The following is a 13686-nucleotide window of genomic DNA, read 5'->3' on the forward strand; positions in this document are numbered from 1 at the left end:
TTCAGCCGTGCTGCAGTGCAATGGCACGCTTCTCGCTCTGTTTGTCACCGAACGAAAGGTGTTGATTTGGCGGGCGTAATCGTCTACAACCTGTCCAACTGGACAGGATTGATAGAGCGGGCGATGACCAGGGTTAGCCCTCTGTTTGAGAGGCGACCCGGCGCATCGAACGTGCACCGCCGCCGTGCGGGCACGCCCCAAAACCCGCCGACGATGCACCAGTTTCATGTCGGTTCACCGAAAGGAGCGAGACGAATGAGCGCGGTATCCGAAGCACTGAAGCAGGTTCAGAAGAAAGCCCCCTTGGGGGACGCAGAACTCACGACCTCGATCAAGGTCGACGGCAAGCGCCTGTGGGACAGCCTGATGACGATGGCGAAAATCGGCGCGACGCCCAAAGGCGGCGTCTGCCGCCTCGCGCTCACCGACCTCGACAAAGCGGGGCGCGATCTGATCGTCGGTTGGGCGAAGGAAGCCGGCTGCACAGTCACGGTCGATCAGATGGGCAACGTCTTCATGCGCCGCGCCGGGCGCAACCCTGCCGCGCTGCCGGTGATGACCGGTTCGCATGCGGACTCGCAGCCGACCGGCGGGCGCTTCGACGGCATCTACGGCGTGCTGGGCGGTCTCGAAGTGATTCGGAGTCTGAACGATCACGGCATCGAGACCGAGCACCCGGTCGAGGTGGTGATCTGGACCAACGAGGAAGGCTCGCGCTTCGCGCCGGCGATGGTCGCCTCAGGCGTGTTCGCCGGCGTGTTCACGCTGGACTACGGCCTGTCGCGCAAGGACGTGGACGGCAAGACCATCGGCGAAGAACTGCGGCGCATCGGCTATGCGGGCGATGTGCCGTGCGGCGGCCGGCCGTTGCATGCGGCGTTCGAACTGCACATCGAACAGGGGCCGATCCTCGAAGCGGAGCAGAAAACCATCGGCGTCGTGACCGATGCGCAAGGTCAGCGCTGGTACGAGATCACGCTGACCGGCCAGGAAGCGCACGCGGGCCCGACGCCGATGCCGCGCCGGCGCGACGCGTTGCTCGGCGCCGCGCGCGTGGTCGACCTGGTCAATCGCATCGGGCTCGATAACGCGCCGTTCGGCTGCGCGACGGTCGGCATGATGCAAGTCCATCCGAACTCGCGCAACGTGATTCCAGGCCGCGTGTTCTTCACGGTCGACTTCCGTCATCCCGATGACGCGGTGCTCGCGAAAATGGATGCCGCGTTGCGCAAGGGCGTGGCCGCCATCGCGGATGGCATCGGGCTTGAAACCGAACTCGAACAGATCTTTTACTACGCGCCGGTCGCTTTCGACGCCGCCTGCGTGAAGTCCGTGCGCGCGGCCGCGGAGCGCTTCGGCTATTCGCATCGCGACATGGTGTCCGGTGCGGGCCACGACGCTTGTTATCTGTCGCAAGTCGCGCCGACTTCGATGGTGTTCGTGCCGTGCGTCGACGGGATCAGCCATAACGAAATCGAGGACGCCACTCTCGAATGGATCGAGGCGGGCGCCAACGTGCTGCTGCACGCGATGCTGGAGCGAGCGTGCGAGCCGGTTTCATGACGCCCAGGCCATCGCTTTAGTCGTTTTACCCGTAGTGCCCATAAAACATGCCGTCCCGGCTGCGCTTGCGCGCAGCCGGCAGGTACGGCTACGTCCTCACATCGAAGAAGGAACGTGTATGGCCATCAAGCAAACCGGCGACATTGCGGCCCAGCGCCTGTCGCCCGAGCAGCTCTCCTGCGAGTTCTCCGACATCGCGCCCTTGCTCGACGCGAGCGCGGCGGCCGCGGCGGCGAGCCGCTGCCACTACTGCTACGACGCGCCGTGCGTGAATGCGTGTCCGACGCGGATCGACATTCCCAGTTTCATTCGCAAGATCAGCAACGGCAATCTGAAGGGCGCGGCGGTGGACATTCTGTCGGCCAATCCGCTTGGCGGCATGTGCGCGCGCGTTTGCCCGACCGAGATTCTGTGCGAAGGCGCGTGCGTGCGTAACCATCAGGATGCGAAGCCGGTGGCGATCGGCGCGTTGCAGCGGCATGCAACGGATCGGGCGATGGCGAGCGGTGAGCCGCTCTTCAAGCGGCCCGCTGAAACCGGGCGGCATGTCGCGGTGGTCGGCGCGGGGCCGGCGGGTCTCGCGTGCGCGCATCGGCTGGCGCTCGCGGGCCATCGCGTGACGATCTACGACGCCCACGAAAAGGCCGGCGGCCTGAACGAATACGGGATCGCCGCGTACAAGACCGTCGACGATTTTGCGCAGCGTGAAGTGGCATGGTTGTGCTCAGTCGGCGGCATCGAGATCAGGCATGGCGTCGCGCTCGGACGCGATGTCCAGCTCGCCGCGTTGCGCCAGCAGCACGACGCGGTGTTCCTCGCGATCGGCCTGACCGGCGTGCGCGCGCTCGCCATGGACGGCGAGGACCTGAGCGGCGTGATGAACGCGGTGGACTTCATCGAACAGATTCGCAGTGCGAGCGACCTCGGCACGGTGCCGGTGGGCCGCCGCGTCGTCGTGATCGGCGGCGGCAATACGGCGGTGGACGCCGCCGTGCAAAGCCGCAAGCTCGGCGCGACCTCGGTGACGATGGTGTACCGGCGCGGCGTCGAGTCGATGAGCGCGACCTGGGCCGAACGCGACTTCGCGCAGACGTGCGGCGTCACGCTCGTCACGCATGCGAGTCCCATGCGTTTGCTCGGCGCGCACGGCGTGGTCACCGGTGTCGAGTTCGAGCGCACGGCGCGCGACGGTGCAAAGGAACGCTTCGTGGTCGAAGCCGACATGGTGCTCAAGGCGATCGGGCAAACGCTGGTCGCGGTCAGTGTCGAGCGCGAGTTGTTGACGCTCGACGGCAGCCGTATCGCGGTCGATGCGAACGGGCAGACCTCTCTGGCCGGCGTATGGGCGGGCGGCGATTGTGCCGCGACCGGCGGTATCGACCTGACAGTGCAGGCGGTGCAGGACGGCAAGGTGGCCGCCGCCGCGATCGACGCGCAGTTCGCCCGCACGGCAGTCAAGGCCGCGTAGCACCGCTCGATTCACGCCTGACCAACCAGACAAAACATAGCAGTCCCCAAGGAGCCGAACATGGCCGATCTGCGCTGTACGATTGCCGGCATCACTTCGCCGAATCCCTTCTGGCTCGCTTCCGCGCCGCCGACCGACAAAGCCTACAACGTGAACCGCGCATTCGAAGCGGGCTGGGGCGGCGTGGTGTGGAAGACGCTCGGCCTCGACCCGCATGTGGTGAACGTCAGCTCGCGCTACGGCGCGGTGCAATGGAACGGCCAGCGCATCGCGGGCCTGAACAACATCGAGCTGATTACCGACCGTCCGCTCGACGTCAACCTGCGCGAGATCGCGCAAGTCAAACGCGACTGGCCCGAGCGCGCGATGATCGTGTCGCTGATGGTGCCGTGCAACGAGCGCGACTGGAAGTGGATCCTGCCGCTCGTCGAAGACACCGGCGCCGATGCGGTCGAATTGAATTTCGGTTGTCCGCATGGCATGAGCGAGCGCGGCATGGGCGCGGCGGTGGGCCAGGTACCCGAGTATGTCGAGATGGTCACGCGCTGGGTCAAGGAAGGCACGAAGCTGCCATGTCTCGTGAAGCTCACGCCGAACATCAGCGACATTCGCCTGGGCTCGCGCGCGGCCTATAAAGGCGGCGCGGACGGCGTGTCGCTGATCAACACGATCAACTCGATCGTCGCGGTCGATCTCGACGCGATGTCGCCGCTGCCGATGGTCGACGGCAAGGGCACGCACGGCGGCTACTGCGGGCCGGCGGTGAAGCCGATCGCGCTGAACATGGTCGCGGAAATCGCGCGCGATGTAGAGACGCCGAATCTGCCGATCTCCGGCATCGGCGGTATTTCGACGTGGCGTGACGCCGCCGAGTTCATCGTGCTCGGCGCGGGCAGCGTGCAGGTGTGCACGGCCGCGATGCACTACGGCTTCCGTATCGTCGACGATCTCGCCGATGGCCTGTCGAACTGGATGGACGAAAAAGGCTACGCGACGCTCGACGACATTCGCGGCCGCGCGGTGCCCAACGTCACCGACTGGAAGTACCTGAATCTCAAGTACGACATCAAGGCGCGCATCGATCAGGACAAGTGCATTCAATGCGGGCTCTGCCATATCGCCTGCGAAGACACGGCCCATCAGGCGATCATGAAAGAAAAAGATGGCGTCCGGCATTTTGAAGTGATGGACTCCGAATGTGTCGGCTGCAATCTGTGCATGCATGTGTGCCCGGTCGAGCAGTGCATCACGATGGAGCGCGTGGATAGCGGCGAGTACGCGAACTGGACCACGCATCCGAACAATCCGGCGCGGGTGGACGTGGCCGAAAGCGCGCGGGCAGAGACGGCCGAAACCGCTGAAGCCGCAGCGCATTTAGATGCGCCCACGCCCGCTCACGCGGCCAAGGCAGCCTGACCCCATGAAGCACCGGTAACAACGCAGCGCCCGTACTGAACCTGTCTTTCCCCAAAGGCCCGATGCGCCAGCAGAAGCCGCAAGGGCCTCAACGATTCAGTGGAGATCTTTCGATGAAGCAGACAGCGCATTCCGTCGATCCGCAGTTCGCGGCCGGCGCGCAGGGCAGCGGTCTTTACAACGACGACCTTGCGCCGACCGGTCCCGCGCAGCGCACCTGGCGGTGGTATCACTTCGCCGCGCTGTGGGTGGGGATGGTGATGAACATCGCGTCGTACATGCTCGCCGCCGGCTTGACGGAGCAGGGCATGTCGCCGTGGCAGGCGGTCGCCACCGTGCTGCTCGGCAACCTGATCGTGCTGGTGCCGATGCTGCTGATCGGTCACGCGGGCGCGAAGCACGGCATTCCGTATGCGGTGCTGGTGCGCTCGTCGTTCGGCACGCGCGGCGCGAAACTGCCGGCCTTGCTACGGGCGATCGTCGCGTGCGGCTGGTACGGGATTCAGACCTGGCTCGGCGGCAGCGCGATCTATACGCTGCTGAACATTCTCACCGGCAATGCGCTGCACGGCGAGGCGTTGCCGTTTCTCGACATCTCGCTCGCGCAGCTCGCGTGTTTCCTCGTCTTCTGGGCGCTGCAGATCTACTTCATCGTGCACGGCACTGAGGCGATCCGCCGGCTCGAAAGCTGGTCCGCGCCGATCAAGATCGTGATGTGCGTCGCGCTCGTGTGGTGGGCGACCTCGAAGGCGGGCGGCCTCGGCTCGATGTTGTCGGCGCCTTCGCAATTCGTGCCGGGCGGCAAGAAAGAGGGCATGTTGTGGGTGACGTTCTGGCCGAGCCTCACGGCGATGGTCGGTTTCTGGGCGACGCTCGCGCTGAATATCCCCGACTTCACGCGCTTCGCGAAAACGCAGCGCGATCAGATCATCGGCCAGTCGATCGGCCTGCCGGTGCCGATGGCCTTGCTCTCGGTGATTTCGGTGGTGGTGACGTCGGCGACCGTGGTGATCTACGGCAAGGCGATCTGGGACCCGATCGACTTGGCGAGTCGCATGACCGGCATCGGCGTCGGCGTCGCGCTGATCATCCTGACGCTCGACACGATGTCGTGCAATCTCGCGGCGAATCTCGTCGGCCCAGCGTACGACTTTTCGAGCCTGTGGCCGAAAGGCATTTCGTATCGTGTGGGCGGCATGATTACCGCGACCATCGCGATCGTGATGATGCCTTGGAAGATTCTCGCGACCACGCAAGGCTATATCTTCACGTGGCTGGTCGGCTACTCGGCGTTGCTCGGTCCGGTGGCCGGCATCCTGATGGTCGACTACTTCCTGATTCGCGGCACCCGGCTCGACACGCGCGAACTGTTCGACGAGCAGGGCGAATACAGCTACACCGGCGGCTGGAACATCGGCGCGGTGGTCGCATTGATCGTCGGCGTGCTGCCGAATCTGCCGGGCTTTTTGCATACCGCGTTTCCGGCGTCGTTTCCGAACGTGCCGGCGATCTTCAATATGCTCTACACGTATGCGTGGTTTGTCGGACTCGCGTTGGCGTCGGTCGTATACAGCGCGTGGATGAAGTTTAGCAAGGGACCGAGCGCGCGCGTGGCGAGCGCCTGAGTACGGATGACGTACGCAACATCGAAACCAGCAGTTCATAAGGAGGCGGCAACATGACGACCCTGATTCGCGGCGGCACGATTATCGACGCGGAGAACACGTATCGTGCGGACGTGTTGTGTGCGGACCCGCAGGACGGCGGCACGATCCTGCAGATCGGCGCGGACCTGGAGGCGCCGGCGGGCGCGACGATCGTCGATGCGGGCGGGCAGTACGTGATGCCCGGCGGCATCGATCCGCACACGCACATGGAGTTGCCGTTCATGGGCACCACCGCGAGCGACGATTTCTATACGGGCACGGCGGCGGGTTTAGCGGGCGGCACAACCAGCATCATCGACTTCGTGATTCCGAGTCCGAAGCAACCGCTGATGGAAGCGTTCAACCAATGGCGCGGCTGGGCGGAGAAGGCGTCGGCGGACTATGGCTTTCACGTTGCGGTGACGTGGTGGGACGAGTCGGTCTATCGCGACATGGGCACGCTCGTGCATGAACACGGCGTGTCGAGCTTCAAGCACTTCATGGCCTACAAGAACGCGATCATGGCCGACGACGAAGTGCTGGTGAACAGCTTCTCGCGCTCGCTCGAACTCGGCGCGCTGCCCACCGTGCATGCGGAAAACGGCGAGCTGGTGTTCCAGCTGCAGCGCCAGTTGCTGGCCAAAGGCTTCAAGGGACCGGAGGCGCATCCGTTGTCGCGGCCGCCCGAAGTGGAAGGCGAAGCGGCCAACCGCGCGATCCGCATCGCGCAGGTGCTGGGTGTGCCGGTGTACATCGTGCACGTATCGGCGAAAGACGCGGTCGATGCGATCGCGCGCGCACGCAGCGAGGGCTTGCGCGTGTTCGGTGAAGTGTTGCCGGGCCATCTGGTGATCGACGAAGCCGTGTACCGCGATCCCGACTGGACCCGCGCGGCCGCGCACGTGATGAGCCCGCCGTTTCGCTCGGCCGAACATCGCGAGGCATTGTGGCGCGGCTTGCAGGCGGGCCAGCTGCACACCACGGCGACCGATCACTGCGTGTTCTGCGCGTCGCAGAAGGCGATGGGCCGCGAGGACTTCACGAAGATTCCGAACGGCTGCGGCGGTGTCGAGGATCGCATGGCGGTGCTCTGGCATCACGGCGTGAACTCGGGGCGTCTCACGCCGAATGAATTCGTGCGCATTACATCGACCAATGCCGCGCAGATTTTCAACCTGTATCCGCGTAAAGGCGCGGTGCGTGTCGGCGCGGATGCCGACCTCGTGGTGTGGGACCCGAACGCGAGTAAAACGATTTCCGTGAACACGCATCATCAGAAGGTCGACTTCAATGTGTTCGAAGGGATGACGGTGCAGGGCGTCGCGATGCATACGCTCACGCGCGGCGCGCTCGCATGGACCGACGGTGAATTGCGCGCGGTGCGCGGCGCGGGACGCTACCTGAAGCGGCCGCCGAATTCCGCATACTTCGATGCGGTACGCGTCGCTAACAAACGTAAGGAGCCGCATCCGGTGGAGCGCTAGGCGCGGTTGCGCGGCAGACTTTGAAAAAAGACGGACGGTTTGCTACAGTGCGCCCACGCAGCCGGGCGCGAGCGCCGGCGGGAACAGCCCAACACGAGACTCAGCCGCCGACGTAGCCAACCTGACGGAGCGCCGTGATGAAGTCGATTCGTTCCATTCTGCTGATCGCGCTGTGGCCGGCGGTGACGGCGAGCCCGGCATTCGCCGGCGACGCACTCGCGCAAATCAGATCCGCCGGCGTGCTGCGCATCGGCACCGAAGGCAGCTATGCGCCGTTCACCTATCACGACGAGGCGGGCCGGCTGACCGGCTTCGACGTGGAGCTCGGCACGGCGATCGCGCAGCGCCTGCGCGTCAAGCCGCGATTCATCGAAAGCAAATGGGACGCGCTGATCGCCGGTCTCGATGTGAACCGCTACGACGCAGTGATCAACGAAATAGCCGTCACCGACGCGCGCAAGCTCAAATACGACTATTCCGATCCGTACATCACGTCGCACGCGGTGCTGATCGTCGCGGCGGACAACACCACGATCAGGAGTTTCGACGACCTGAAGGGCAGGAAGTCGGCCAATACGCTGACCAGCAACCTGGGCAGGATCGCGGCCGCGCACGGCGCGCAAGTGATCCCGGCGCAGGGCTTCAACGAGTCGATCGAACTGCTGACAGCGGGGCGCGTCGATGCCACGGTCAATGACTCGCTGTCGTTCCTCGACCTGAAAAAGCACACGCCGGATGCGAAGGTGAAGGTCGTCGCGATCGACACCTCGCCGGACAGCAGCGACAAATCCGCGGTGCTGATCCGCAAAGGCAGCCCGAAGTTGCGCGCCGCGCTTAACGAGGCGATTGCGGAACTCAGGAAAGACGGTACTTACGCGAGAATTTCGCAGAAGTATTTCGGCAAGGACGTGTTTCAGTAAGCGTTGCGCAAAGCGGCGCACAAAATGAAGAGGGGGCGCTTAAGCGCCCCCTCGCACACGTCAGGCGACTACAGCACGCTCGAACCTCAAACCGCCACATCCTCCGTCGCGTCGTTCAACGCGGCGTCGAAGAAGCGTTCCTGCGCTTGCGCACTGGCGCGGGCATACGCGCGATTCACACCGCTGATCACCGCGCGAATCGAAGCCGTCACCAGATTCGCGTCGATGCCGACGCCGAACGCACTGCCGGCCACATCGGCGCCGGCCATTTCGGCGACCGCTATCGCGCGCGCATCCGCCCCTTGGGTCAGCGCGCGCTCTTCATAGTGCTGAATCCGCACCGGCGCGCCGATCGCGTGCATCAACGCGTCGAGCGGACCATTACCGGCGCCGCTCAGCACGCGCCGCGTGCCGTTGATGTCGACCGTGAGCCTGATATGTTCGCGCCCTTCACGCTCGGCGAGGCTATGGCCGATGTAATGAATCGGTTCGACGGTCCGCACGTATTCGTGCTGGAACAATTCCCAGATCTGCGTGGGCGTGACTTCCTGGCCGCTGTCGTCGGTATAGCGCTGCACGGCCGAGCTGAAATCGACTTGCAGGCGGCGCGGCAGCGCGACCCCGTAGCCCTGTTCGAGCAGATAGGCGATGCCGCCTTTGCCCGACTGGCTGTTCACGCGGATCACCGAATCGTAGGTGCGGCCGAGATCGCTCGGGTCGATCGGCATGTACGGCACTTCCCAGATCGCGTCCGGCTTCTGCACGGCGAAGCCCTTCTTGATCGCATCCTGATGCGAGCCGGAGAACGCGGTGAACACCAGATCGCCGACATACGGATGACGCGGATGCACCGGCAACTGCGTGCATTCCTCGGCGGTGCGCGCGACTTCGTTGATGTTCGAGAAATCCAGTTCGGGATCGACGCCCTGCGTGTACAGATTCAATGCAAGCGTGACCAGGTCGACGTTGCCGGTGCGCTCACCATTGCCGAACAGGCAGCCTTCGACGCGATCCGCGCCGGCCATCACCGCGAGTTCCGCGGCGGCGACCGCGGTGCCGCGGTCGTTATGCGGGTGCACCGACACGATCAGCGAGTCGCGGCGCGCGAGATTGCGGTGCATCCATTCGATCTGGTCCGCGTAGACGTTCGGCGTGGCCATTTCGACGGTGGCCGGCAAATTGACGATCGCCTTGTGCTCGGGCGTCGGTTCCCAGATGTCGAACACCGCGTCGCAGACTTCCTTTGCAAATTCGAGTTCGGTGCCGCTGAACACTTCCGGGCTGTATTGCAGCGTGAAGTGCGTTTGCGGCGTGGCGTCGGCGAGACGCTTCATCGTGCGGGCGGCCTTTTGCGCGAGTTCCTTGACGCCGCTCTTTTCCAGACCGAAGACGATCTTGCGGAATTCCGGCGCGGTCGCGTTGTACAGGTGGACGATCGCGCGCGGTGCGCCGCGCAACGATTCGAAAGTGCGTTCGATCAGATCGTCGCGGGCTTGCGTCAACACTTCGATCGTCACGTCGTCGGGGATATGGCCGCCTTCAATCAGCTCACGGACGAAATTGAAATCGGTTTGCGACGCCGACGGAAACGCCACTTCGATTTCCTTGAAACCGATCTGCACCAGCGTCTTGAACATGCGCATCTTGCGCTGCGCGTTCATCGGCTCGAACAGCGCCTGGTTGCCGTCGCGCAGGTCGGTGCTCATCCAGATCGGCGCGCGCGTGATGGTGCGCGACGGCCACTGGCGGTCCGTCAAGTTGATGGGCTTGAACGAACGGTATTTGGTAGCGGGTTTTTTCAACATTTTCATCATCCGAGGTGGAGACCAGAAGGCTGGGAGTCGACCGGACGACGAAAAGCGATACAGGGCCGCCGGTCGGAAACCGGGGCTGGGTCAGTTACTGGGGAATCAAGCGATGCTTCGGTGTATCAGGTGGAAGCGCGCAGCAGCAGACCTAGCCCGGTAGAGCGGGCTAGTAGTAGCGATAGGGTGGTCTGGGCGCGGTACATAGTGCGCAATGGGAACATATTATCGAGACGGCGTCAAGCGCCGCCGGCGATCAATGCAGCGGTTTCACGAAGCGCAGGGTCATGCGGTCCGATTCGCCGATCGCCGCGTATATCGCACGGTCGACGTCGCCGCCCTCGTAGGTGGGCGGCAGCGACCACACGCCTTTCGGGTAGTTTTTCGTGTCGCGCGGATTGCTGTTCACTTCGCTTTCGCCGAGCAGTTCGAAGCCGGCCGCCCGCGCGTGGGCGATCACGAAGTCTTGCGTCACGTAGCCGCTGTCGATGATCTGTTGCAGGGACGTGCCCGGCGCCGCGCGGTGTTCCTCGACGCCGAGGATGCCGCCCGGCTTGAGCGCGGCATAGAAGGCGCGCAGGTTCGCGTCGATCTGGCCGTCCTTGATCCAGTTGTGGATGTTGCGGAAGGTCAGCACCCGGTCGACGCTGGCGTCGGCGGGAAAGCCGCTGAACTGGCCCGCGTGCAGCGTGCCGACTACGACGTTGCCATAGACGGCGCGCGTGGCCGCCAGTTTGCGCGCGAACGCGGCGCGCCCGGCCTGCGCCTCGGCCGACGGCGCGCCTTGCGGGCCGTCGTATTGCGCTTCGTAAAGCTTGCCGTGGTCGTGCAGATAGGGCGCGAGTATTTCCGTGTACCAGCCGCCGCCCGGCGCGATTTCGAGCACGCTTTGCGACGGGGCGAGTTCGAAGAATTGCAGCGTTTCTTTCGGATGACGGTAGAGATCGCGCTCGCGGGCTTTGTCGGTGCGTTGCGGGCCGGAGATCGCGGCGTCGAGCAAGGCGGGATTGGCTGGTGCCGCTGACGCCGAAGGCGTATCCGGCGCCGCCGGGCCGGCGCAAGCCGCCAGCAGCAGCGCCGCGGCGAATGCAGCGAGCGTCGCATGCAGCGCGCGGTGGGGAAAGTGGGGTTGGGCGTTCATGACAGCCATTATCGGGCTCGACCGGTTCGGAAAGAAATCCGCAATCGACATAAGCTTAGGCGTGGGTCGAATTTGGCTTGCGGCGTTGACCCGCACCGCTGATCGAATCCGAAGGGCGCGCTCGCGCGTATAAATGATGTGATCCGCGTACGCAGCGCGCTGCTGCGTCGGGGCCGAAACGCGCGGACATGATCCCCTTCATCTCACTTTGCCGGAGGCTGGCATGAAACGAATATCGACGACATCGAGGGCCGTACTGGGCCTGCTGTGCGCCGCCTTGTGCGGGTTTGCCGCACACGCGGGCGCGCAGGGCCTGAGTGTGCAGAACGACATGAACGCGCCGCAAAACAGCACGCGCCTGATGCCGAATGCGCCGCTCGGCAGTGAATATCCGACCCACGGCAACCAGCAGGCCGGCGAACTGAATCTGAACCCGACCGATCCGCGCGCGCAACTGGTCAACGGTTTGCCGAATCACGCCAGCGCGGGCGGCTATGGCGCGCCGCTTGCCGGCGTGCGGACTTACGTGCAGCCGACGCAACCGATGCCGATGCCGTCGAACTGAACATTCGCCCACGCGGGGGTCGTGCCGCATCGCGCGCCGGACAGCCGCGCATCCTTGCACGCACCGCGCCGTTGCAGGTCAGATTCCGAACACGAGCCGCAACGTATCGTTGCGCGCGATCACCGATACGCCGATCGCCAGCAGGATCAGCGGCAGCAGCGCGGTGCCGTAGCGGCGGATCGGCGCGCCCAGCAGCGGATGCTCGACAAGCCATACCGCCGCCGCGCACCACACCCCGGTCATGACGACGAACACCAGCGAGATCAGCGCGTTCTCGCTGGGCGAGTGACTGGCGTACAGCGGCACATACACGGCGAGATTGTCGGAGCCGTTGGCAATGGCCACGCCGGCTACGGTCAGGAAGGATGAGGCGCGGGTTGACGAAGCCGCATTGGACAGGGCGGTGGAAGCGGCCGAAGCACGCGATTTTTTTGCGCCAGTGCTTGCGTGTGCTTCGTCCGACGCGGCTTTCGTCCGCTGTGCAACGCCGGGCCCGAGGCGCTCCCACGCCTGGCTCAACCCGACTCCGATCGGCAGCAAGCCGAGCAGACCGGTATAGCCGGAGGGCAGATGCATCAGTAATGCCGCGAACAGGATTGATCCCGCGATCAGGACCAGCGAGCCCGCGCACTGTCCGGCGATCACGCGATGCCGCCCGCCTCGCGCTCGTGCAAGGAACGCGAGCAGCACGAACAGGTTGTCGATATTGGTGGCGGCGTAAGCCACGATCGCGAGCAGGACAAGGCTAAGCATACGGGGGCGGACGATACGGACGGAGTGAGAGTGAGGGAAACCGCGCGGCGCTCGTCGGCGGATCGAGTCGGGCGTGCGGCGAGGTAGCGACGGCGGACGCCGGTCGACACGATGCCGGTGCGGATCGTCGCGGTCAAGCAGACACGGCGTCGCGGTTCTGGAAGTGCGCGGTGAATGAGCCTATCGCTCGATCAAGCCGGTATGCGTGTCCAATGTCGATCGGCAGGTCCGTAAGCTACAATTGCCGACGGCTTGAAAAACGGAACGTCAATGAAGATTCGGACACTCTCTATCGCCTGCGTTACGACTGCTGTCGCGTTGCTGGCGGCCTGCACGGTTGTCACCAGGAACTCGGGCGCATGCGAGCAGTTGATGCGAAACAAGTTGGCCGACACGTCGCAGGATACGCTGACGGTCGCGCATCGGGCCGCCGCCATTCGCGGCTCGCGGGTGGTGGTCGAAGGAACGATCGAGCACGTGATGACAGCTTCGGAAGTGGCGGCTGCCACGCGGGCTGCGTACGCGCTTGCGGCGTCCGCGCCGGGCGGGGCGTCGGGTGCGCGAGCGACGTCCGTTGCATCGGGCGTTGGAGCGGCGGCGTCGGTGGGTGCTTCGAATGTCGAGGTGTCCACACAGAAACCGGCAAAGCCGAAGACGGTCAAGCTTCCAGCGGCGGCCGAGTGCACGTTCCACGGCGAGGAACTGAATGTATTCCGCTGGCTGGCGCCGGCGAAGCTTGTCGCGCCGCCCGAAGGTGAAGCCGCCGGTTAGTGCGCATCGTCAGCGGTGCGATGCCGGCGGGCATGGCTGCCGGACAAGTTGCGCCGCACGTCTCACACCACGGAGCGCGCGTTCGCCAGCAAATTGCAGCTTCGCAACGCAATGCGGCCAGGCAACGAAACACCGCTTCGCAGATGGCAACGCG

Annotated in this window: 11 protein-coding genes; 8 read left to right on the forward strand and 3 right to left on the reverse strand. The window is 64.6% G+C overall.

The window, feature by feature from the left end; genetic code table 11:
- Positions 1-255: 255 nt before the first annotated feature.
- From FVF58_RS00675 to FVF58_RS00700, 6 genes are all read left to right on the forward strand, one after another.
- Positions 256-1563, forward strand: coding sequence for a Zn-dependent hydrolase (locus FVF58_RS00675; protein ID WP_149668029.1), 1308 nt, complete (start codon positions 256-258; stop codon positions 1561-1563).
- A gap of 118 nt (positions 1564-1681) precedes the next feature.
- Complete coding sequence (locus tag FVF58_RS00680; protein WP_149668030.1) at positions 1682-3031, forward strand: NAD(P)-dependent oxidoreductase; 1350 nt, start codon at positions 1682-1684, stop codon at positions 3029-3031.
- 60 nt (positions 3032-3091) lie between these two features.
- Positions 3092-4447 (forward strand): NAD-dependent dihydropyrimidine dehydrogenase subunit PreA, encoded by a 1356-nt coding sequence (gene preA / locus FVF58_RS00685; RefSeq protein WP_149668031.1) that lies wholly within the window; start codon positions 3092-3094, stop codon positions 4445-4447.
- 113 nt (positions 4448-4560) lie between these two features.
- Positions 4561-6072: an NCS1 family nucleobase:cation symporter-1 gene (locus tag FVF58_RS00690; RefSeq protein WP_149668032.1), complete on the forward strand. Its 1512-nt coding sequence runs from the start codon at positions 4561-4563 to the stop codon at positions 6070-6072.
- A gap of 53 nt (positions 6073-6125) precedes the next feature.
- On the forward strand, positions 6126-7577 hold the full coding sequence (gene hydA / locus FVF58_RS00695) for a dihydropyrimidinase (RefSeq protein ID WP_149668033.1): 1452 nt from the start codon (positions 6126-6128) through the stop codon (positions 7575-7577).
- A 137-nt stretch (positions 7578-7714) separates the two neighbouring features.
- A complete protein-coding gene (locus tag FVF58_RS00700; protein WP_149668034.1) occupies positions 7715-8497 on the forward strand; it encodes an amino acid ABC transporter substrate-binding protein in 783 nt (260 codons plus the stop codon).
- An 86-nt stretch (positions 8498-8583) separates the two neighbouring features.
- On the opposite strand, the gene leuA is transcribed toward FVF58_RS00700, so the two are convergent.
- Positions 8584-10302 (reverse strand): 2-isopropylmalate synthase, encoded by a 1719-nt coding sequence (leuA, locus tag FVF58_RS00705; RefSeq protein WP_149668035.1) that lies wholly within the window; start codon positions 10300-10302, stop codon positions 8584-8586.
- A gap of 256 nt (positions 10303-10558) precedes the next feature.
- Positions 10559-11452 carry a class I SAM-dependent methyltransferase gene (locus FVF58_RS00710; RefSeq protein WP_149668036.1) on the reverse strand — a complete coding sequence of 298 codons (894 nt, stop codon included), beginning with the start codon at positions 11450-11452 and terminating at the stop codon, positions 10559-10561.
- A gap of 214 nt (positions 11453-11666) precedes the next feature.
- Between FVF58_RS00710 and FVF58_RS00715 the strand changes: the two genes are divergently transcribed.
- Positions 11667-12008 (forward strand): hypothetical protein, encoded by a 342-nt coding sequence (locus FVF58_RS00715; RefSeq protein WP_149668037.1) that lies wholly within the window; start codon positions 11667-11669, stop codon positions 12006-12008.
- 78 nt (positions 12009-12086) lie between these two features.
- Here FVF58_RS00715 and FVF58_RS00720 read toward each other — a convergent pair whose 3' ends face one another.
- The gene (locus tag FVF58_RS00720) at positions 12087-12761 is read right to left on the reverse strand and encodes a cadmium resistance transporter (RefSeq protein WP_149668038.1); all 675 of its coding nucleotides are present in this window, start codon (positions 12759-12761) and stop codon (positions 12087-12089) included.
- Between the two features lie 270 nt (positions 12762-13031).
- On the opposite strand from FVF58_RS00720, the gene FVF58_RS00725 reads away from it, so the two are divergent.
- A complete protein-coding gene (locus FVF58_RS00725; RefSeq protein ID WP_149668039.1) occupies positions 13032-13532 on the forward strand; it encodes a hypothetical protein in 501 nt (166 codons plus the stop codon).
- Positions 13533-13686 lie beyond the last annotated feature (154 nt).

Source organism: Paraburkholderia panacisoli, from assembly GCF_008369935.1.
GTDB lineage: Bacteria > Pseudomonadota > Gammaproteobacteria > Burkholderiales > Burkholderiaceae > Paraburkholderia > Paraburkholderia panacisoli.

Coding starts and splice junctions, on each gene's coding strand:
- FVF58_RS00675 (WP_149668029.1), top strand. CDS start 256: ATGAGCGCGGTATCCGAAGCACTGAAGCAGGTTCAGAAGAAAGCCCCC.
- FVF58_RS00680 (WP_149668030.1), top strand. CDS start 1,682: ATGGCCATCAAGCAAACCGGCGACATTGCGGCCCAGCGCCTGTCGCCC.
- preA (WP_149668031.1), top strand. CDS start 3,092: ATGGCCGATCTGCGCTGTACGATTGCCGGCATCACTTCGCCGAATCCC.
- FVF58_RS00690 (WP_149668032.1), top strand. CDS start 4,561: ATGAAGCAGACAGCGCATTCCGTCGATCCGCAGTTCGCGGCCGGCGCG.
- hydA (WP_149668033.1), top strand. CDS start 6,126: ATGACGACCCTGATTCGCGGCGGCACGATTATCGACGCGGAGAACACG.
- FVF58_RS00700 (WP_149668034.1), top strand. CDS start 7,715: ATGAAGTCGATTCGTTCCATTCTGCTGATCGCGCTGTGGCCGGCGGTG.
- leuA (WP_149668035.1), bottom strand. CDS start 10,302: ATGTTGAAAAAACCCGCTACCAAATACCGTTCGTTCAAGCCCATCAAC.
- FVF58_RS00710 (WP_149668036.1), bottom strand. CDS start 11,452: ATGGCTGTCATGAACGCCCAACCCCACTTTCCCCACCGCGCGCTGCAT.
- FVF58_RS00715 (WP_149668037.1), top strand. CDS start 11,667: ATGAAACGAATATCGACGACATCGAGGGCCGTACTGGGCCTGCTGTGC.
- FVF58_RS00720 (WP_149668038.1), bottom strand. CDS start 12,761: ATGCTTAGCCTTGTCCTGCTCGCGATCGTGGCTTACGCCGCCACCAAT.
- FVF58_RS00725 (WP_149668039.1), top strand. CDS start 13,032: ATGAAGATTCGGACACTCTCTATCGCCTGCGTTACGACTGCTGTCGCG.